Source organism: Halobacillus litoralis, assembly GCF_020524085.2.
GTDB classification, from domain to species: Bacteria; Bacillota; Bacilli; order Bacillales; family Halobacillaceae; genus Halobacillus; species Halobacillus litoralis_E.
The window spans coordinates 3127443-3148594 of the sequence record NZ_CP129016.1 but is presented as its reverse complement, the minus strand read 5'-3'; the positions used below and the strand labels follow the sequence as shown (position 1 = coordinate 3148594).

Genomic DNA, 21152 nt, shown 5'->3' with positions numbered 1-21152 from the left:
GCGATGATGATGGAAAAGGAGGAGAACTAAACATGAACGAATACATACTACTAATCACTATGGCTATTTCATTCGCAATCACTGTTGTGATCTCGCCGATGATCATCCCTTTTTTGAGAAGGTTGAAGTTCGGTCAGGCAATTAGGGATGAGGGACCTGAATCCCATCAGAAAAAATCGGGAACCCCGACAATGGGTGGGGTGATGATCATTGTAGCGGTGGTCATCACCACCATCCTTGCATCCTTTTGGTTCACCCCGGACACTGGGAACACACAAATGTTCCTCGTATTATTTGTATTAGTCGGGTATGGGCTGCTCGGGTTCCTGGATGATTATATTAAAGTGGCAATGAAAAGGAATTTGGGCCTCACGTCAAAGCAAAAAATGCTCGGGCAGATCGTCATTGCGCTCGTCGTTTATTTTATTCTTAGAAATTCGGATTTCCCGACCTATATCAGTATTCCTGGCACAAACTTTGAAGTAGACCTTGGCTGGGGTTATGCTCTGTTGATTCTGTTTATGCTCGTCGGTGCATCCAATGCTGTGAACCTGACGGATGGGCTTGATGGTCTGCTCGCGGGTACTGCTGCTATCGCATTCGGTGCATTCGCTATTTTAGCGTGGACAGGCCAGATGAATGTAGAAATTACCATTTTCTCTCTAGCTATTGTCGGAGCCTTGCTTGGTTTCCTTGTCTTCAATGCTCATCCGGCTAAAGTCTTCATGGGAGATACAGGATCGCTTGCTTTAGGTGGAGCGATTGCCATCATTGCCATCCTGACGAAGCTTGAACTTATTCTTGTCATTATCGGCGGTGTGTTCGTCCTTGAAACCCTGTCTGTCATCATTCAGGTCATCTCTTTTAAGACGACAGGAAAACGTGTCTTCAAGATGAGTCCGCTTCATCACCATTATGAATTGAAGGGCTGGTCCGAATGGCGTGTCGTGACGACGTTCTGGGCCGTTGGACTTGTCTTTGCAGTGATCGGCATTTATATTGAGGTGATGTTCGGATGAAGACATTAAAAAACTTTCCATACAGACAAGTTCTCGTATTAGGGCTTGCGAAAAGTGGTACAGCAGCTGCTGAATTGTTCCTGGACAGCGGCATCCAAGTTCGAGTTAATGATCTAAAAGCGGATCAGGCTGACCCAGGGGTGCGTAAACTGATAGAAAAAGGGGCAGAGGTCATCACGGGAGGACACCCGTTATCCGTATTGGATGATGTGGATTACCTCGTCAAAAACCCAGGCATTCCTTATGAGAACCCAGTCATTGCAGAAGCTGAGAAACGGAATATTCCAGTCGTTACCGAAGTGGAATTAGCGAGCTTTCTCCATGAGGGCCCACTAGTAGCCGTTACAGGCTCCAACGGCAAGACCACAACGACGACGTTGATCCATGAAATGATTCAGGCGGATCAACAAAAGGTTTCGCTTGCAGGGAATATCGGTCATGTCTCTTGTGAGGTGGCAAGAAGTACGGATACAAATGAAACGATGGTGACCGAACTTTCATCCTTCCAATTGCTTGGAACAGAAAAGTTCCACCCTGAGATTGCGGTGTGGCTCAACCTCTATGAAGCACACCTGGATTATCACCATACCTTAGAAAATTATCATCAGGCGAAGGCGAAAATAACGGCCAACCAAACGGCGGAAGACACACTGGTCTACAATGCGGATGATGAGAGCATCGCCCGATTTTTACCTGATGTCAAAGCGAAGCTGGTCCCTTTTTCAATCAAGAAGGAAGGCGAAGGCGCCTGGGCTGATGATACGTTTATTTACTTTGAAAACGAACCGATCATGAAAAAACAGGACATTGTATTAGTGGGAGAACAAAATCTTCAGAATATCCTGGCTGCCGTTGCAGCGGTTAAAGTGAATGGAATACGCAACGAGGCGATTGTCGAGGTCTTGAAAACATTTGCCGGAGTAGAACACCGCCTGCAATTCGTCACGAAAACAAACGGCCGTTTATTTTACAATGACTCTAAGGCGACGAATATATTAGCGACCTCTTATGCGTTGAAATCATTCGAGAATCCGGTCATCCTGCTCGCGGGTGGTCTGGATCGGGGGACGAGTTTTGAAACTCTGATCCCACATATGAAAGGTGTCAAAGCCATGGTTGTTTTTGGAGAAACCGCTGATCAATTACGTGAAACGGCTCTTGAAGCTGGAATCGAGGAAGTAACCAAAGTAGAAACGATGCAGGAAGCCGTCGATCAGGCATACCAATACTCAGAAGAAGAGGACGTTATTCTGCTCTCACCTGCTTGTGCGAGCTGGGATCAGTATCGTACTTTTGAAGAAAGAGGCAACATGTTTATCCAAGCTGTGCATAAGCTCTAATAAGGGCTTTGTGCGACAAGCTAAAGCCCTGTTTTCCACTTAGATGGGAGGTAGGGCTTTTTCTATGGAAGAAAAAAAAGCCGGATTTATGGTTGGTTGCCGCCATACTCGGAATTTTGATCATCGGGGTCGTGATGGTTTACAGTTCATCGAGCATCTGGTCCGAATATAAGTTTGATGATCCTTGGTTTTACGCCAAACGTCAGATTCTATTTGCTGCCGCTGGTCTGATTGCCATGGTGGTGTTATCAAGAATCCCATACTATGTATGGCATGGTCATTCAAAGATGATAATGATCATTTGCCTGGTATTCCTTGTGCTCGTTCTCATTCCGGGAGTAGGTATGGTCCGTGGAGGGGCACGTAGCTGGATCGGAGTGGGAATGTTCAGCATCCAGCCATCAGAATTTATGAAACTCGGTTTGATCCTATTTCTTGCACGCTTTTTATCGGAGCGCCAAAAATTCATGAACTCTTTCCAGCAGGGGTTCCTGCCAGCTCTAGCATTAATTTTGTTCCCGTTCGCACTCATCATGCTTCAGCCTGACTTAGGGACAGGTGTCGTTATGGTAGGGACATGCCTTGTCATGTTGTTTACAGCAGGGGCACGGATCAGTCATTTCATGTGGATCGCCGGCGCAGGAGCAGCGGGTATGGTTGGATTGATCGCTTCTGCTCCTTATCGTATAAAAAGAATCACTGCATTCCTCCATCCATGGGAAGACCCTTTAGGAGCGGGGTTCCAGATCATCCAGTCTTTATATGCGATCGGACCTGGTGGCTTAATGGGATTAGGTTTAGGCAACAGTATGCAAAAGTTTTTCTACCTGCCCGAACCTCAGACGGATTTCATTTTTGCAGTACTTGCTGAAGAACTTGGATTCCTTGGCGGATTACTCGTCCTTGGTCTTTTCTTTATTCTTTTATGGAGAGGGATCCGAGCAAGTCTCCTTGCCCCGGACCTTTTCGGCTCATTGCTTGCTCTTGGCATCGTCGGAATGATCAGCATTCAGGTCATGATCAATATTAGTGTGGTCACAGGCCTCATACCTGTCACAGGAATTACGCTTCCTCTTATCAGCTATGGAGGCTCGTCTTTAACCCTGACTCTTGCATCCCTGGGGTTACTTCTCAGCGTCAGCCGGTTCTCAACAAAATAAAAAGGCCATGGAGTCCATGGCCTTTTTATTTTGCTGATTTATCCTAATATACTTTCTTAAACCTTGTCAGGATCATCGAACTCTCCATTCCGAAGCTCCTTTTAATGTGAACTAGGGCGGATCCGATCTTGTGCAAAAAACCTCGGAATTGAGTCTTTTCACAAAAGGGACAGGTGGAAATATAGAAGAATTCCTGATTAGAAGTTTAACTGCGGTGAAGAATGGGTAAACCATTTTAGCGAAATCACTTGACCCCTATCGAAATGCGGGTTTTCCTGTAATAAAATTGATAGGAAACTAGTAAAACTCTATCAATATTTCACTCTGTTTTTGTGATATAATGGGAAACGTATAGATGTAGAGTAAGCTCGGCATCTTTTAGAGGAACATCATTCTTTCAAACAGCTAGGACAAACAGCGTAAAGGGTGTCTAGCAATAAGGAGAAATGCCCGTTATGGAAGAGAGAAAAGTGGTTTCCATAGAAGATCGCATACCAAAATTGAAACAGACGAGGCGAAAAAAAGCCAATCGTCGTTTGATTCTGTATTTGACTATTCTATTTTTGCTGATTGCGACGGTCATCTATCTACAGTCGCCACTCAGTAATGTTCGTCATATAGTTGTGGAAGGTGAGTACCACGTATCTGAGGAAGAAATCATCGAGCTTGCCGGAGTCACAACATCCACGAATTATTGGAGAGTCGATGAAGAAGAGATGAAACAGCAGATTGAGTCGCATCAAGAAATCACCTTTGCTTCCATCGATCGTTCCTTCCCGAACAATGTTCAGATTGAAGTGAAGGAAGCGGAGAGAATCGGTTACGTCAAACAGGATGGTGCTTTTCATGCCATACTGGAAAATGGATCTCGCTTGGATGGACAAACGGCACTTCCGGGAGGAGATGCTCCAATCCTTGTCGGGTTCAATAAGGAAACGTATCTGAAGGAAATCTCTCAAGAGTTGAAAGATCTGCCTTCAAGTGTAAGCAGTCTCATTTCTGAAATCCATTGGGACCCTCGTGACGGGAATCCATATCAAATCCTTCTTTATATGAATGATGGGTATCAGGTGCAGGCCTCGATCCGCAGTTTTGCCGAAAAAATGCCGGCTTATCCTTCCATCGTTGCCCAGCTTGATGAAGGAGCTGAAGGGATCATACATATCGATGTAGGGGCCTACTTCGAAGAATATCCTGAATCGGAGGAAGAAGAGTCGCAAGGTGAGCCAGAAGCGGATGAAGAAGAGGAGAACACGGATGAAGAGGCGTAAAGGGAAACCAATTATTTTATCTCTGGTCCTGCTCATCTCCGGTTTTCTGATCAGCTACAGCTATCAATTGACAAAGAGTTCACCACAAATGGTACAACTGAACGATTCGCAATGGGAAAAAGAATACTTTTATCAACAACAGCTGCTGGACATGGAAAAAAGGAACAAGCAGCTGCGTGAAGAGTTAAAAGAGAAGCGGAGTACAATTCAAAACTTTGAGAATGAGATGGCCGATCGTGAACAGGTGATTGCCGACTTCGTCGAACGTAAAAAGAAGCTTCAGATGCTGAATGGTGAAGTTCCGGTTGAGGGACAAGGGGTAGAAGTCGTTCTGAGCGATGCGGAATATATACCGGATGAAGACCAAGTGAATCAGTATATCGTCCACGAAAGTCATATCCACAGTGTGATCAATGAACTTCTCAGTTCTGGAGCAAAAGCCATAGCCATTAATGGACAAAGGTTCATGAGAGATAGTTATATTGCATGTACAGGGCCAGTCATTACTGTAGACGGCGTTCAACACCCGGCTCCATTCGTCATTTCTGCGATCGGGGACCCGGAGGTTCTCTATTCTAGCCTTAACCTGACCAGAGGTGTTGTCGATCAGCTTCTCAACGAAAATGTTGAGGTGCAAATATCAAAGGAAAATCAATTGGAAATGAAGGCAAGGCTATCGGCTGAAGGGTGATCAACATGAAGCGAAGAACACAGTGGCTGCTATCTACCGTATTTCTTTTGATTGGATTTATGGTGGCTGTTCAGTTTCAGACCACATCCCATGAAACAGAGTTGAGAGATACAAGAGATGTTTGGGAAGTGCGGGAAGATTTGAAAACCCAGCAGGAACACCAACAGGACCTCTTAGAGAAAATTGCCGTGGCCGATCAGACCATTGGAAATTATGAGAAGCAATCGTCACGCGAACAGGTGGAGACATTAAAAGGGTCCATTGGGGCCTTAGAGAAAAAGATTGGCCTTCAGAAAAAAGAGGGGGCAGGAGTGGAACTTACGATCCGTCCTATTTTTGATGAAAGTGATGCCGGGCAGGAATATCCAGGTATATCCCCTCATCTTCTCAGTCGTCTCTTAAATGAACTGAACACTTACGGAGCAGAGGATATCAGCATAGGGAATGAACGGTTGACCAACCTTTCCCCAGTTAGGGATGTAAATGGATCAACCTATGTGAACAATCGGCCGATCGGTTCACTCCCGTTGACTATAAAGGTGCTGGCTGAAGATCCAGAAAAAATGCAGGATCACATGAAAGCAAGTCCCACTCAAGATATTTTCAACATCGACAATATGGAAATTGTTTTTGAAGTAAAAGAACAATTGGTGCTTCCAAAGTACGATGACCCTCTCCATTTAGAAATTTTAGAAGAAGCTGGTGGTTAATTTGTGGTTACCCCTTTTATTTCTGATCATCGGTGTGACCCTTGGTATCTTGACGGATATCCGTATCCCGGATGCCTATTCCGATTATTTATCCATTGCTGTGCTGGCCGCTTTCGACACACTTCTTGGCGGAATCAGGGCACAATTAGAAAAAACGTTCGATGACACCGTCTTTCTGACCGGTTTCTTTTTCAACATCACACTTGCTGCATTACTTGCCTTCCTCGGCGTTCAATTAGGCGTGGATCTCTATCTTGCAGCTGTCTTTGCTTTCGGTGTCCGGTTGTTCAGAAACCTTGCTATCGTCAGAAGAATCGTCATCGACCAGAAATTGCTAACGAAATTCAGAAAAAAATAAACGTATTTAAGAGGAAATTCACGAAACACTGTGGAAAACAACATAGGAGCGAGTTTTTTCTCTCATATTCCAAGGAGATACCCCATGGAATATATCAATTCATTTACGTTTGTATTTCAAAGATTGTATTTTAAGCGTGAATTCGATATGCTTTGAACTACTTATATGGCTTGCTACAGGAGGTGCGTCACTGGTGAATCAAAATGAAATTTTAGTAAGTTTAGATATAGGCACAAGTCGAATCAAAGTGATCATAGGAGAAATTATGAATGATAACCTCAATATTATTGGGGTAGGGACAGCTAAATCGAACGGTATGAAAAAAGGTGCGATTGTAGATATCGATCAAACGGTCCATTCGATCCGTTCAGCGGTTGAACAAGCCGAGCGCATGGTGGATATGAAAATCGACCGGGTCGTTGTCGGTGTGAATGGCAATCACATTCAATTGCAGCCATGCCATGGTGTTGTTGCCGTTTCCAGCGAGAGTAGAGAAATTGGAAACGAAGACATTACACGAGTAATCGATGCTGCTCAGGTGGTTTCTGTACCGCCGGAAAGAGAAATTATTGATGTAATTCCTCGTCAGTTCATCGTAGATGGTCAGGATGAAATCACAGACCCACGTGGAATGATCGGAGTACGTCTTGAGATGGAAGGTATGATTATTACCTGTGCCAAAACCGTTTTACATAATACATTGAAATGTGTAGAACGAGCAGGTTTAGAAGTATTGGATGTTTGTTTGCAGCCGCTAGCTTCTGGAACTGTCTCGTTATCCGGTGATGAAACGAATCTGGGCGTAGCACTTATCGATGTCGGAGGTGGATCTACGACAATCTCGGTATTTGAGGAAGGACATTTAAAAGGAACGAGCATGATTCCTTTTGGTGGAGACAATTTAACCAAAGATTTATCGATCGGCTTGAGGACTTCTACAGAAGAAGCCGAGCAGGTTAAGATGGAACACGGTCATGCATTTTTTGATGATGCGAATGAAGAGGAAAATTTTTCTGTCACGATTATTGGAAGTAATCGTCAACAGGCATTCAATCAATTGCAAATCTCTGATATGATTGAAGCTAGACTAGAAGAAATTTTTGTCTTTGCTGCCCAGGAGATCCAGCGCATGGGTGTACGCGAACTTCCGGGAGGCTTTGTACTGACCGGTGGTACGATGAACATGCCTGGTGTTCTTGAGTTAGCGCAGGATGTTTTCCACGCAAACGTAAGACTCGCGATTCCGGATTACATCGGAGTAAGAGAGCCGCAGTTTACGAGTGGGGTAGGAATCTTGCAATTCGCCTATCGTAATGCGAAAATACAAGGCAAAGAGATCTTTCCATCTGTAACTGAAGAATTTCAAGAAAAACCCCAACCTAAAAAGCAAAAACGTGCGACAAAGCAACAGCCGAAAGAAGAAACAGAGAAACCAGAGAAGAAAAAAGAATCAGGCTTCAGTAATCTCTTGAAGTATTTCTTTGATTAATGAACAAGTTTGAGTCGGTCAAGGGACGGACGAACCAATAAATCTTGTAATCTCGTGTATTAGGAGGAACGTAAGATGTTAGATTTTGATACAAGCATGGACCAACTAGCAACGATTAAAGTAATCGGAGTAGGTGGCGGCGGTAGTAACGCCGTTAACCGTATGATTGAGCACGGTGTCCAAGGCGTCGAATTCATCGCCGTCAATACGGATGCACAAGCGCTTAATCTTTCAAAAGCAGAAGTTAAAATGCAAATTGGTGGAAAATTGACTCGCGGACTTGGTGCAGGTGCGAATCCGGAAGTCGGTCGTAAAGCTGCGGAAGAAAGTAAAGAACAAATCGAAGAAGCCCTTCAAGGTGCAGACATGGTCTTCGTAACTGCAGGAATGGGAGGCGGAACAGGTACAGGTGCCGCTCCTGTCATTGCCCAAGTTGCCAAAGAACTAGGCGCCCTTACAGTCGGGGTTGTCACTCGTCCATTCACGTTTGAAGGACGTAAGCGTTCCACACAAGCGAGCGGAGGTACAGAAAGTCTTAAAGGCGCGGTTGATACACTGATTGTCATCCCGAACGACCGTTTGCTTGAAATCGTAGATAAGAATACGCCAATGCTTGAAGCGTTCCGTGAAGCGGATAACGTCCTTCGTCAAGGTGTACAAGGTATCTCCGATTTGATTGCGGTACCAGGATTGATCAACGTAGACTTTGCCGACGTGAAAACAATCATGGTCGACAAAGGATCCGCCCTTATGGGAATCGGTATTGCGACAGGAGAAAATCGAGCAGCTGAAGCAGCCAAAAAGGCGATCTCCTCTCCATTACTCGAAACTTCCATTGACGGTGCACACGGCGTCCTGATGAACATCAGCGGTGGTGCCAACTTGAGCCTTTATGAAGTTCAGGAAGCAGCGGATATCGTAACCTCTGCAGCAGATCAGGAAGTAAACGTCATCTTCGGTTCTGTGATCAACGAAAACCTGAAAGATGAAATCGTTGTTACTGTTATTGCAACAGGTTTCGATGAAGCGCAAATTGCCCAAGGTCAGCAGAAAAAGCGTCCAACTGTTAACCCTGTGAACCAGCAAAAGCAAGTAGAACAACAACAGCCAGAGCGTAACGTACGGGAAGAGCAACCTCCTCGTCGTCAAGCTCCGCCACAACCACAGAACAAACCGAATCAAGAAGAAGACACGCTTGATATCCCGACGTTCCTGCGTAACCGCAATCGTCGCCGATAAAATATCAACTCAAAACCCGTCACACATTCCTGTGTGGCGGGTTTTTTTTCCTTTCACCATCAACCACTTATTAAACATAATGGCAGGTTTGTGGTAGAAGATTTCGAGACTTTTGTTGAGTGGATGGGGCTGCGGGGAATAGCTCGCTTTCCGCGGGAGCGCGGTGAGCCTCCTCGGACTGCGTCCTGTGGGGTCTCACCATGCACTTTTTTCCCGCAGGAGTCTCGCCATTCCCCTCCGCCCCTTTTCTATATCAGTGTCTCGAAACCACTTCCCTAATAATCTGCTATTTAGTTTGGTGGGAGTACAAGGATAAAGCTCCTATGCTCAGGTATTAAAATCCTGAAAGCTTGATACAGAGCGTTTTACGCCTCAATCGAGAAATGGGGTTCGTTTCTTACATACATCGAATGGGTGGTTGGGAAGCTGCGAGACTCCCGTGGGAGAAAGGAGATAGGCGAGATCCCGCAGGGCTTTAGCCCGAGGAAGCTCGCCACTCCCCCACAGGAAAGCGAGTAGCTTCCCAACCACCCCTGACGCTCAACCTAGGCAACGAACCCCGGTCATCTCGAAACTGAGTCTTCAAGAAAAGGGAGCGTTTGTGGAATAAAGGGATCTTTCCATCCTTCTACAAAACTTGCTAGCGTGTGGTTCAGATTGTGACAGACTTTTTAACCGGACGGGCTTATACTTTTCAGTACAGCAGATAAAGAGAAGGGGGGAGAGAGGATCATTTATCTTGATGCTGTCTGGTTGCTTAACCTTTTGATGGATGGCATGATCTTATCGCTTACGCAGGGGATTACGAGAGCGAAATCATCGAAAATAAGAATGGCCGCTGGGGCGTTTGTCGCCTCTACGATCGTCCCGATTACCATTTATATGCCGGATTCCTGGCTTGTAGGAAGTTTCGGGAAAATCTTTTTTTCGTTTTTCATCATCTGGGTGGCCTTTTCCTACACCTCTCTCCGAGCATTTTTTGTCCAGTGGATCAGTTTTTATTTTATTACCTTCGCCATCGGTGGAAGCATGATGGGGGTTCATTATTTTCTTGCGACAGAGATCAGCTTACAAGGGGGATCAATCGTAACATTCAGTGGTGGTTATGGAGACCCGGTCAGTTGGTTGTTTGTAATCATTGGTTTTCCATGTTCCTTTGTTTTTACAAAATGGCGATTGAATCAAGTCAGCGTCCATAAGATGAAGCTTGAGGATATTTATGATGTGACAGTAGAGTGGAATGGAAGGGCCGCCCATTGCAAAGGTTTAGTAGATAGCGGAAACCAGCTCGTGGATCCGGTCAGTCGGAAAATGGTTTTTCTCGCCGATTCTTTTTTATGGGAACAATTTTTATCAAAGGAACAGGTCCAGCAACTTGAAGTGGATCATGTCGTAACCGCTTTAGCGGACTTACCGGATGAGATTCAGTCCTCAGTACGGCTTGTTCCTTATCAGGCGGCAGGGGTTGCAGGAAAGTTACTCGTGACGTTAGTGGTGGATAAAATCACGGTCAAAACAGAGTCAGGGAATTTGGAAATGAAAGCTCCCCTATTAGGGGTGCAGCAACAGGATTTGACACATGACCGACTTTATCAAATGCTCATACATCCGCACTTGATGGTTAAAGGTAAATCAGCGTGATTTCAGGAGGGGGATTCCATGTTCAAATGGTTCTTTAAAGCGCGGCTCTGGTATTATCGCTTACTTATGAAGCTTGGAATTAAACAAGATGAGATTTATTACATTGGTGGAAGTGAAGCCCTGCCACCACCATTATCCAGAGAAGAAGAGAGAGAATTGCTTGAACTTCTTCCTAAAGGGGATAAGGCGGCACGCGCGATGCTCATTGAGCGGAATTTAAGACTTGTCGTTTATATCGCCAGGAAGTTTGAAAACACGGGGTTGAACATAGAAGATTTAATTAGTATTGGGACGATTGGACTAATCAAGGCTGTGAACACGTTTGATCCTGAAAAGAAAATCAAACTTGCGACATACGCTTCTCGCTGCATAGAAAATGAAATACTCATGCACCTTAGAAAAAGCAATAAGTTGAAAACAGAAGTATCCTTTGATGAGCCATTGAACGTGGACTGGGACGGAAATGAACTTTTATTATCTGATATTTTAGGAACAGACGAAGATTTAATTACGAAGGGCATCGAAAAGAAAATCGATAAAAAATTACTCAAATCGGCGCTTGAACAATTAAATGATCGTGAAAAACAAATCATGGAACTTCGTTTTGGATTAATTGGGAAAAAAGAAAAAACACAAAAAGATGTGGCAGACATGATGGGCATCTCACAGTCATATATATCAAGGCTTGAAAAGAAAATCATCCGCCGGCTGCAACGCGAATTCGATAAAATGGTCTAACAGCCGACCACCCTTTGATGCATAATTTTCCCACCCAGGGAGATACTGAGAACTGATTACAGCTTCCTGGGAGGGTCTTACATTGACACGACATAAAGTAGAGATATGCGGCGTAGATACATCAAAACTTCCGGTACTGAAAAATGCAGAAATGAGAGACCTGTTTGAACGCTTACAAAGTGGAGAGCTGGAGGCAAGAGAGCAGCTGGTGAATGGCAACCTCCGCCTCGTCTTATCCGTTATTCAGCGTTTTAACAATCGCGGAGAGTATGGAGACGATTTGTTCCAGGTTGGATGCATTGGTCTCATGAAATCCATTGATAATTTTGATTTAAGTCACAATGTTAAATTTTCTACTTACGCTGTACCCATGATCATTGGTGAAATTCGCAGGTACTTAAGAGACAACAACCCGATTCGTGTTTCCAGATCCTTGCGCGACACGGCATATAAAGCATTGCAAATGCGTGAGAAGATGATCAGTGAGACAAGTAAAGATCCGGCTCCTCATGAAATTGCTGAACGCATGGGAGTCCCGCACGAAGATGTAGTCTTTGCGATGGATGCCATCCAGGATCCCGTATCTCTTTTTGAACCGATCTACAATGACGGCGGTGATCCGATTTTCGTTGTTGATCAGTTGAAAGATGATCGGGAAAAAGACTCGGTTTGGCTCGATGAACTATCGCTGAGAGAAGGAATGAAGAAACTGAACGATCGAGAGAAAATGATTTTGACGAAGCGCTTCTTCCAAGGAAAAACGCAAATGGAAGTCGCTGAAGAAATCGGCATCTCGCAAGCTCAAGTGTCGCGTTTAGAAAAAGCGGCGATCAAAGAAATGAATTCATCCATGTTCCAATGAACCCTTAAGCTTCTGCCCACGCAGAAGCTTTTTTTAATGCCCGAACTCCCTTTTCTTCAACAAACGCTCCCTATTCTGGAAGACTCAGTTTCGAGACTTTTGTTGAGTAGATGGGGCTGCGGGGAATAGCTCGCTTTCCGCGGGAGCGCGGTGAGCCTCCTCGGACTGCGTCCTGTGGGGTCTCACCATGCACTTTTTTCCCGCAGGAGTCTCGCCATTACCCTCCGCCCCTTCGCTATATAAGTATCTCGAAACCACATTGGGAATAAACTGCTTTTTATACACATGGTAATTGGAGGGAAAGAATTCCTAAAGTCGCAATTCTGCATGCGAAAAGCTTGTTAAATAGCGTTTATTCTTATAACAACAGGGTCGTGGAAGGCATCCTCACACAATAATGGGGTTCGTTTCTCACCTTCATAGAATGGGGTGGTTGGGAAGCTGCGATACTCCCGTGGGAGAAAGGAGATAGGCGAGATCCCTTAGTGCGGCAAAACGCCCGAGGAAGCTTGCCACTCCCCACAGGAAAGCGAGTGGCTTCCCAACCACCCCTGACGCTCAACCCAGGCAACGACCCCCAAGAACATCTCGAAACTGAGTCTTCAACAATCCTGCCATATACTTTATTAAGGTTTTGAGTAAATGGGTGGAATCGTTTTCTCTGTTTTCTAATTTGTTGATTCTATGCATATAGTGGGAATAAGGAGAGTGAGGAGAAATGAAAATCACGGAACTGCAAATGAAAGATGTCATTGCGATGGAAACAGGGGAACGTCTGGGGTATATAAGCGATCTTGATATAGATACACAGAGGGGGCGGCTTAAGGGGCTCGTCCTTACTTTGAAAGGGAAAGCGATGGGACTTTTCGGGAAGGAAGAAGAAATGACGATTCCGTGGGACCAAATTGTGAATATTGGGGCTGATGTCATTTTAGTGAAAAAGAATGGCTACAAAAGCATTTCTACGGTACAAAAGACAGAATCAGACGAATAAGAGAAGAAATTGGATGAAAAATGTGTTAAAATGGAGTGAAATTGAGGTGGTGTTCAAATGGAACCTTTCCAATCGCATTCCATTAGACAGATGACTTGTTTTCATTCCCACCAGAATGTGACTGCAGGATTGACAACACGTCAGGGCGGACATAGTGAAGCCCCTTTCGATTCGCTGAACATGGGGCTCCATGTATCCGATAAAAAAGAAAATGTGTTGAAGAATAGACGCGCGCTTGCCGAGGAGATCGGCATCCCGCTTTCCAGATGGGTAATCGGTGAGCAAGTTCATGGTACCGAGGTCGCTGCTGTAGACAAAGGAAATGCTGGAGCTGGTGCGACTTCCTTGCAAACCGCCGTCTCGAAGGTGGATGGATTGATTACCAATGAGAAAAACCTTGTCCTTGGCGCTTTTTTTGCAGATTGCGTGCCGTTATACTTTGCTGATTCTGAATCAGGTTGGGTAGGAATTGCTCATGCTGGATGGAAGGGAACAGTAAACGGGATGGCAGGAGAGATGCTCCGCGCACTTCAAGACCAAAGATGTAAGCTTGAAAACATCCAAGTCGTCATCGGACCATCCATTGGCAAGAAACACTATGAAGTCGATGACCATGTCATCAGTTTCATTCCTGAAAGCTACAAAAAAGAATGTGTGATAAGTAAAGGAAGAGGGAAATATCAATTAGACCTGAAAATTCTTCACCGTAGAATGATGATAGAAGAAGGCTTAGGGAAAAACAATATTCAAATGACTGACTTTTGTACATACGAGGAAGAAAAAACGTTTTATTCCCACCGGCGCGATCAGGGAAGTACGGGGCGTATGCTTGGGTATATCACGCTTCGGACTTGATGAGCGGGAAGGAGTTCTAACATGTCGGTTGTAGATAACTTAGCAAAAATTGATCAACAAATTGAACAAGCATGTAAAAATAGTGGACGTTCTAAAAATGAAATCACCCTTATAGCGGTTACCAAATACGTCACTACTGATCGGGCACAAGAAGCCCTGGAGGCAGGGATCAAACATCTTGGTGAAAACAGGAAAGAAGGCCTTCTGGAAAAGTATGAGGAAATCGGTGATCAGGCGACCTGGCATTTTATCGGGACCCTGCAATCGCGAAAAGTGAAGGATGTAATCGGACAAGTCTCCATGATCCATTCTCTTGACCGGAAGTCCCTTGCTAAAGAGATAAACAAAAGGGCTGGTTGTCCGGTTCCATGTTTTATTCAGGTTAACATTAGTGAAGAGGAATCCAAACACGGGTTGGATGCTTCAGAAGTTGAATCTTTTATAGAAGTGTTAAGTCATTACGAAAATGTTAAAGTCGTCGGTCTGATGACGATGGCCCCACATACTGATGACGAAGAGAAATTGCGTGGTGTATTCCGTCAATTGAGAGCTCTAAGAGATCGCATCAGGAACAAAGGTTATCGTCATGCCCCTTGTGAATATTTATCCATGGGAATGAGCAACGACTTTGCACTGGCGATTGAAGAAGGAGCGACACATATCCGCCTTGGCTCCAGTCTAGTCGGTGAATAAATAAAATCAGAGGTGATGAAAATGAGCATGAAAAATAAATTTCGTTCGTTTTTCACGTTGGATGATGAATACGAGTACATTGAGGAAGAAGTGGAAGATGATTACGAAGAAGAGCCTGCCCAGCATCAACGAGCCACGAAGAAACAGGAGCAGGGCAATGTGGTCAGTTTGAAAAGTGCTAAATCCTCATCAAAAATGGTATTGAGTGAGCCGAGCAGTTACAACGAAGCTCAGGACATTGCCGATCAGCTGGTTAACCGCCGTGCTGTTGTAATCAATTTACAACGTGTCGATCATCATCAGGCAAAACGAATTGTAGATTTTTTAAGCGGAACAGTATATGCTATAGGTGGAGATATTCAAAAGCTCGGAACACAAACATTTCTTTGTACTCCTGATAATGTTGAAATTTCAGGATCTATTTCAGAAATGATTGCGCAAGATGAAGATGATATAAACAGAAGGTGGTAAGACATGGCGTTTTTGTTTCAGATTTTAATGACTGCACTACAAATTTACAGTTGGATTCTCATTATCTACATTTTGATGTCCTGGTTTACTGGGGCGCGTGAATCTAGTTTCGGTGAAGTCCTTTCCCGGTTGGCTGAGCCTTTCTTGGAGCCTTTCCGTAAAATCATTCCTCCACTAGGTATGATTGATATTTCACCAATTGTTGCTATTCTCGTCCTGAACTTTGCTCGAGCAGGTTTAGGCGAACTATATTACATCATTATGGGATTATAAGTCGAGGAACAGATCAGAGAGCACATCATGATGTGCTCACATCTGTTCCTTTTGGTAGTTATGGAGGTTTTTTAGGTGGATATCTATCAACACTTTCGAAAAGAAGAAAAGCCATTCATCGATCAAGTCTTATCTTTTCGTGAAGATGTGGCTCTTAAATATCAGCGGAAGCTGACAGATTTCCTCGACCCGAGGGAACAAATGATCATGAAGGCGATCATGGGTAATGATCCGGATCTTATTTACGGATTAGAAGGGGGAGCAGAGACTAGTGAACGAAAACGTGCGATCATCGCTCCTGATTACGAGATTATTGAAAAAGAAGACTTTCAGTTGACGTTATTAGAGGCTTCCTACCCTCAAAAATTTGTTGCGCTTGAGCATCGCGATGTTCTAGGGGCTTTTATGTCGTTGGGAATTCGCAGAGAGAAGATGGGAGATCTCGTTGTACAGGATGGCATCATTCAAATGACAACAGCCTCTGAAATTAGTGACTACATTAAAATGAACTTAACCGGTATTAAGCGCTCCAACGTGCAATTTGAAGAAAAACCTTTATCTACGCGGATAGAGAGCAATGAAACATGGTCGACGAAACAAACGACGGTTTCATCTTTACGCCTGGATGTTATGGTCAAGGAAATTTACGGGATGTCCCGCAATAAAGCATCCATGTTCATTGAGGCGGGACAGGTGAAGGTCAATTTCCGTACCGTAGAAGACACTTCATTTTCATTAGAAGAAGGCGATCTTATTTCTTTACGTGGAAAAGGGAGAAGCCAACTCGATGAAGTGCTGGGTGAAACGAAAAAAGAAAAATATAAAGTGATGACATCAAAATTAAATTAATGTAGCAGCAAAGAAGGATAACGTAGGTTCCTGTCGAATTTATAAATTAGATCGATGTTTTGGGAGGTGGATGGTGTGCCATTAACACCACTGGATATTCATAACAAAGAATTCACTCGCGGTTTTAGAGGATATGATGAAGATGAAGTCAACGAATTTCTCGATCAAGTCATCAAAGATTATGAAATCGTTATACGACAGAAAAAAGAGCTGGAACGGGAAGTAAGTCAATTGAACGAACGTCTAGGTCACTTTAACGATATCGAGACGACGCTCAATAAATCAATTCTCGTCGCTCAAGAAACCGCAGAAGACGTAAAGAACAGTGCAAACAAAGAATCGAAATTAATTGTCAAAGAGGCAGAAAAAAATGCCGATCGTATTATCAATGAAGCACTTGAAAAATCACGCCGTATTAATATCGAAGTAGAAGATATGAAAAAGCAGGCGAAAGTTTTCAAAACAAGACTGCGTATGTTGGTAGAAGCTCAAATCGATATGATTGATAACGATGACTGGGATCATTTATTTGATACAGAACTTGATGATGAGAAAGAAGTGGAGCGTAAAATGGAAGAGGAATACAGCTCCCAGCCTTAAGTACCATCCCGTACATACGGACATTATCCTTTCATACTAACCAAGGTGCCGTTCCCACAAGAACGGCACCTTTTCTCTGCCATCCCTTCTTCCACAATCGGGAGCTTATGTGGAAGTGAGAAGTTGTTCTTTGCAGATGGAGTTTTGTGGTACAATAGGCTAGGACTAAGATTCATGGAGGACGCTTATGATTTTGTATTATATCATCGCCATTGGTCTCATCATCCTTGATCAGTGGACAAAGTGGCTTGTGGTCACAAAAATGAATATTGGAGAAAGCATAACAATCATCGAAAACTTTTTCTACTTGACCTCTCACCGGAATCAAGGAGCTGCCTGGGGAATCCTACAAGGGCAGATGTGGTTCTTTTATATTATAACGGTGGTCGTGATTGGTTTTGTCATTTATTATTTACATCAATATGGAAAAGAAAGTCGTTTTGTAGGTGTAGCGCTTGCTTTCATACTCGCAGGGGCGATTGGGAATTTCATCGACCGTGTATTTCGTAAGGAAGTCGTTGATTTCGCCAACACGTACATTTTCACTTATGACTTTCCTATTTTCAATGTAGCGGACTCTGCACTTGTCGTTGGAGTGATTTTCGTCATGATAGCCACATTCTTGGATGAGCGCAGAAAGAAAGGAAGTTTGAAATCTTGAGTGAACACTATAAGGTTACAGAAAACGATCAGTCCAAGCGGATTGATAAATTATTAACAGAGGTTATCGAAGAAGCATCCAGATCCCAAATTCAAGGATGGCTCAAAGATGGCATTGTATTCGTAGATGGGAAAGCGGTAAAGAGTAATTATAAGGTGCAGGAGGGGGAGAGTATCACATGGCATATTCCTGAACCTGAGCCGATGGATATCCTCCCTGAGGACATTCCGATCGAGATCGTGTATGAAGATGAAGATGTGATTGTCGTCAATAAACCATCAGGTATGGTGATCCACCCGGCAGCAGGCCACTATTCCGGAACACTCGTAAATGCTCTTTTATTCCATGTGAAAGATTTGTCTGGAATCAACGGGGTAGAGCGTCCGGGAATCGTCCATCGGATTGATAAAGACACGAGTGGTCTATTGATGGTAGCTAAGAATGATCTTGCCCATCAATCCCTCGCTGAGCAACTGTCGAAGAAGACGGTGGAACGTAAATATGAAGCGATTGTCCATGGGGAAATTCATCATGAATATGGAACCATTGATGCACCGATTGGAAGGGATCCTAAAGATCGTCAAAGGATGGCTGTGGTCGATGGCGGACGTGATGCTGTCACCCATTTCCGCGTGCTGCGTCATTTCACTGATTTCACCCTTGTCGAATGTAAATTGGAAACAGGACGTACGCACCAGATCCGTGTGCATATGCGCTATATCGATCATCCACTAGCGGGTGATCCTAAATACGGCCCTCGTAAAACTTTAGACCTTGATGGGCAGGCTCTCCATGCCAAATCGCTTGGCTTTGAGCATCCGCGAACAGGCGAATGGAAAACGTTTGAGGTCGAACCTCCAGCGGACTTTAAAGAGACGTTGAAGTACTTGGAAACGAGAGAGGTTTAAAAACTTCTTGACAATGTATGCAGGGAGTGTCATACTTCCATATAGAATATAAAGACCTTTAAAGACAGTCCCGTGAGGCTGAAAAGGTGACGGTTATACACAGGATACGTGTATCGAAAACCCCTTTTCTGCCATTATGCGGAAAAGGGGTTTTTTCGTCACTGAATCCATGGAATCAAGGAGGACTCAATCATGAATGCAAAAGCGACAGTACTCGATGATGCAGCGATCCGTCGGGCATTGACCCGGATCTCGCATGAAATTATAGAAAAAAATAAAGGGATTGAGGATCTCGTCCTAGTAGGAATTAAAACCCGTGGCGTGCCAATCGCTCAACGTCTCAAAGAAAAAATACAGGAGATTGAAGGTGCAGACCTTCCGGATGGAGAGCTTGATATCACGCTTTACCGCGACGATTTGACTCCTAAGGAAAATGGAGCGGAACCTCAATTGAAAGAAACGAATATTACGGCGGATATCGATGGCAAGAAAGTCATCCTCGTCGACGATGTTCTTTATACAGGCCGGACGGTGCGTGCCGCAATGGATGCACTAATCGACCATGGGCGACCGAAAGAAATCCAGCTGGCAGTCTTAGTAGACCGGGGACACCGGGAACTGCCGATCAGAGCGGATTATGTCGGGAAAAATGTTCCGACTTCCCATGAAGAAATCATTACCGTCACTTTATCTGAAACGGATGAAGCAGACGAAGTGAAAATTTATGAAAAATGAATGAAGAGTAACCTTTAAAGGAAGTCCCGTGAGGCTTAAAAGGTTCGTAAGGATACGTGTATCTCTACACGTCTACCTCTTTGCGTGCTTTTTAAGCGCAAAGAGGTTTTTTTATGGGGAAATCTCGAGGGCTCAAAGCCACTTACTACCTCTCACAGAAGAGGAGACACCAAGGAGGAAATCAATATGAAACAACATAAAGCAGCACTCGACGTTAATGAAGTCCCAGCACTCAATAAATGGCTTGTTCTAAGCCTCCAGCATTTGTTCGCGATGTTCGGCGCAACGATTCTCGTTCCTTTTTTGACCGGTTTATCACCATCGGTCGCGCTTGTCTCAAGCGGATTCGGAACACTTGCTTACCTGCTCATTACAAGAGGGAAGGTGCCGGCCTATCTCGGCTCAAGTTTTGCTTTCATTGCTCCGATTATAGAAGTTTCCAAATCGAGTGGGGTTGCAGGGGCGATGGTCGGAAGTTTTCTTGCCGGCCTCGTCTACGGATTGGTTGCACTTTTAATCTCCATTTTCGGAACGAAGTGGCTCATGAACCTGCTTCCTCCGATTGTGGTCGGCCCGGTCATCATAGTCATAGGGCTCGGGTTGGCATCAACGGCTGTGGAGATGGCCATGTACTTGCCTGGACAGGAAGAAAACATCTACAGTGGAACGCACTTCATGGTCGCTCTTGTCACTCTGGCTATAACGATTATTGCATCGATCTATTTTAAAGGATTCTTTTCCCTGCTGCCGATCCTCTTCGGAATTGTCGGCGGGTATGCATTCGCTATGACCCAGGGGAATCGTAGATACGAGTGGCATCCAGGAAGAATGGACGGCCATTACAACAGCCGGCTCGTTTACGGGCGCTATAGCAGCTCTCTTCCAGGCTCCTGATTTCGTTGTCCCATTCATCGACTTTTCACCGCTGGAAGTGATCAGCTGGGAAATAGCCTTTCTGATGGTTCCCTTTGCGCTTGTCACCATCACGGAACATACAGGCGATCAGATGGTCTTATCGAAAGTCGTAGGAAAAAACTTTTTGAAAAACCCAGGATTGGATAAATCCATTCTTGGAGACGGAGTTGCCACATTCATAGCCTCCTGTCTAGGTGGGCCTCCGAACACCACCTATGGAGAAAATATCGGAGTGCTTGCGATTACACGAGTTTATAGTGTGTTCGTTATCGGAGGAGCGGCTGTGATCGCCATCGTCTTCGGTTTTATCGGCATGGTAACCGCGGTCATCAGTTCCATTCCGACAGCCGTCATGGGTGGGGTATCCATCCTGCTCTTCGGAATCATCGCCTCCAGCGGCCTGCGGATGCTGATTGATAATCAGATAGACTTTGGTGAAAAGAGAAACTTGATCATCGCCTCTGTCATCCTCGTCATCGGCGTAGGCGGTGCTTTCGTCCAAGTGACGGAGGAAGTCCAAATCGCAGGGATGGCGCTTGCAGCTATCATCGGTGTCGGCCTTAACTTGATCCTTCCTGGTAAAGAAAAAGGACACGGAAATGGACAAATGTTTGAAGCGCCTGAAATCGAACAAAAAGACAACAAAGATTATGTAGCATAAACCAACACTAGCTTCACGT

Annotated in this window: 22 protein-coding genes and 1 pseudogene; all 23 read left to right on the top strand. The window is 44.6% G+C overall.

The genetic code is table 11. The features are described 5' to 3' along the window. Positions 1 to 32 precede the first annotated feature (32 nt). The 23 genes and pseudogenes from mraY to LC065_RS15985 all read left to right on the top strand — a co-directional run bounded on the left by mraY (position 33) and on the right by LC065_RS15985 (position 21133). On the top strand, positions 33 to 1019 hold the full coding sequence (gene mraY, locus LC065_RS16095; RefSeq protein WP_226589186.1) for a phospho-N-acetylmuramoyl-pentapeptide-transferase: 987 nt from the start codon (positions 33 to 35) through the stop codon (positions 1017 to 1019). After that, entirely contained in the window at positions 1016 to 2359 is a 1344-nt protein-coding gene (gene murD / locus LC065_RS16090; RefSeq protein WP_226589190.1) for a UDP-N-acetylmuramoyl-L-alanine--D-glutamate ligase, read from the top strand. Before mraY ends, murD begins: the two co-directional genes overlap by 4 nt. A gap of 92 nt (positions 2360 to 2451) precedes the next feature. Further along, on the top strand, positions 2452 to 3519 hold the full coding sequence (spoVE, locus tag LC065_RS16085) for a stage V sporulation protein E (protein WP_306163555.1): 1068 nt from the start codon (positions 2452 to 2454) through the stop codon (positions 3517 to 3519). A 455-nt stretch (positions 3520 to 3974) separates the two neighbouring features. Beyond that, complete coding sequence (locus LC065_RS16080; RefSeq protein WP_226589192.1) at positions 3975 to 4790, top strand: cell division protein FtsQ/DivIB; 816 nt, start codon at positions 3975 to 3977, stop codon at positions 4788 to 4790. Beyond that, the gene (locus tag LC065_RS16075; RefSeq protein WP_226589194.1) at positions 4777 to 5481 is read left to right on the top strand and encodes a DUF881 domain-containing protein; all 705 of its coding nucleotides are present in this window, start codon (positions 4777 to 4779) and stop codon (positions 5479 to 5481) included. The genes LC065_RS16080 and LC065_RS16075 overlap by 14 nt, the downstream gene beginning before the upstream one ends. 5 nt (positions 5482 to 5486) lie before the next feature. Further along, complete coding sequence (locus tag LC065_RS16070; protein WP_226589195.1) at positions 5487 to 6191, top strand: DUF881 domain-containing protein; 705 nt, start codon at positions 5487 to 5489, stop codon at positions 6189 to 6191. A gap of 1 nt (position 6192) precedes the next feature. Continuing rightward, complete coding sequence (locus LC065_RS16065; RefSeq protein WP_089652818.1) at positions 6193 to 6549, top strand: small basic family protein; 357 nt, start codon at positions 6193 to 6195, stop codon at positions 6547 to 6549. Positions 6550 to 6742: 193 nt separating this feature from the next. After that, the gene (gene ftsA / locus LC065_RS16060) at positions 6743 to 8038 is read left to right on the top strand and encodes a cell division protein FtsA (protein ID WP_089652819.1); all 1296 of its coding nucleotides are present in this window, start codon (positions 6743 to 6745) and stop codon (positions 8036 to 8038) included. 75 nt (positions 8039 to 8113) lie between these two features. Further along, complete coding sequence (ftsZ, locus tag LC065_RS16055; protein ID WP_089652820.1) at positions 8114 to 9277, top strand: cell division protein FtsZ; 1164 nt, start codon at positions 8114 to 8116, stop codon at positions 9275 to 9277. Positions 9278 to 9964: 687 nt separating this feature from the next. Then, the gene (gene spoIIGA, locus LC065_RS16050; RefSeq protein WP_371933458.1) at positions 9965 to 10918 is read left to right on the top strand and encodes a sigma-E processing peptidase SpoIIGA; all 954 of its coding nucleotides are present in this window, start codon (positions 9965 to 9967) and stop codon (positions 10916 to 10918) included. Positions 10919 to 10936: 18 nt separating this feature from the next. Then, positions 10937 to 11656 carry an RNA polymerase sporulation sigma factor SigE gene (gene sigE, locus LC065_RS16045; protein WP_089652821.1) on the top strand — a complete coding sequence of 240 codons (720 nt, stop codon included), beginning with the start codon at positions 10937 to 10939 and terminating at the stop codon, positions 11654 to 11656. 82 nt (positions 11657 to 11738) lie between these two features. Next, positions 11739 to 12518, top strand: coding sequence for an RNA polymerase sporulation sigma factor SigG (gene sigG / locus LC065_RS16040; protein WP_226589198.1), 780 nt, complete (start codon positions 11739 to 11741; stop codon positions 12516 to 12518). A gap of 718 nt (positions 12519 to 13236) precedes the next feature. Then, positions 13237 to 13512, top strand: a complete 276-nt coding sequence (locus LC065_RS16035) for a YlmC/YmxH family sporulation protein (protein WP_226589200.1) — start codon at positions 13237 to 13239, stop codon at positions 13510 to 13512. A 57-nt stretch (positions 13513 to 13569) separates the two neighbouring features. After that, entirely contained in the window at positions 13570 to 14367 is a 798-nt protein-coding gene (gene pgeF, locus LC065_RS16030) for a peptidoglycan editing factor PgeF (RefSeq protein ID WP_226589203.1), read from the top strand. 21 nt (positions 14368 to 14388) lie between these two features. Then, positions 14389 to 15060 (top strand): YggS family pyridoxal phosphate-dependent enzyme, encoded by a 672-nt coding sequence (locus tag LC065_RS16025; protein WP_226589205.1) that lies wholly within the window; start codon positions 14389 to 14391, stop codon positions 15058 to 15060. Between the two features lie 21 nt (positions 15061 to 15081). Further along, positions 15082 to 15531 carry a cell division protein SepF gene (locus LC065_RS16020; RefSeq protein WP_226589208.1) on the top strand — a complete coding sequence of 150 codons (450 nt, stop codon included), beginning with the start codon at positions 15082 to 15084 and terminating at the stop codon, positions 15529 to 15531. A gap of 3 nt (positions 15532 to 15534) precedes the next feature. Next, positions 15535 to 15804, top strand: coding sequence for a YggT family protein (locus LC065_RS16015; RefSeq protein WP_306163554.1), 270 nt, complete (start codon positions 15535 to 15537; stop codon positions 15802 to 15804). A gap of 75 nt (positions 15805 to 15879) precedes the next feature. Then, a complete protein-coding gene (locus LC065_RS16010) occupies positions 15880 to 16653 on the top strand; it encodes a YlmH family RNA-binding protein (RefSeq protein ID WP_226589210.1) in 774 nt (257 codons plus the stop codon). Between the two features lie 75 nt (positions 16654 to 16728). After that, positions 16729 to 17253, top strand: a complete 525-nt coding sequence (locus tag LC065_RS16005; protein WP_089652830.1) for a DivIVA domain-containing protein — start codon at positions 16729 to 16731, stop codon at positions 17251 to 17253. A 187-nt stretch (positions 17254 to 17440) separates the two neighbouring features. Beyond that, complete coding sequence (gene lspA / locus LC065_RS16000) at positions 17441 to 17914, top strand: signal peptidase II (RefSeq protein WP_226589212.1); 474 nt, start codon at positions 17441 to 17443, stop codon at positions 17912 to 17914. Further along, positions 17911 to 18822 carry an RluA family pseudouridine synthase gene (locus LC065_RS15995; RefSeq protein ID WP_226589213.1) on the top strand — a complete coding sequence of 304 codons (912 nt, stop codon included), beginning with the start codon at positions 17911 to 17913 and terminating at the stop codon, positions 18820 to 18822. The genes lspA and LC065_RS15995 overlap by 4 nt, the downstream gene beginning before the upstream one ends. A 192-nt stretch (positions 18823 to 19014) precedes the next feature. Continuing rightward, a complete protein-coding gene (gene pyrR / locus LC065_RS15990) occupies positions 19015 to 19557 on the top strand; it encodes a bifunctional pyr operon transcriptional regulator/uracil phosphoribosyltransferase PyrR (protein ID WP_306163553.1) in 543 nt (180 codons plus the stop codon). A gap of 186 nt (positions 19558 to 19743) precedes the next feature. Beyond that, positions 19744 to 21133: pseudogene (locus LC065_RS15985) on the top strand (solute carrier family 23 protein). Positions 21134 to 21152 lie beyond the last annotated feature (19 nt).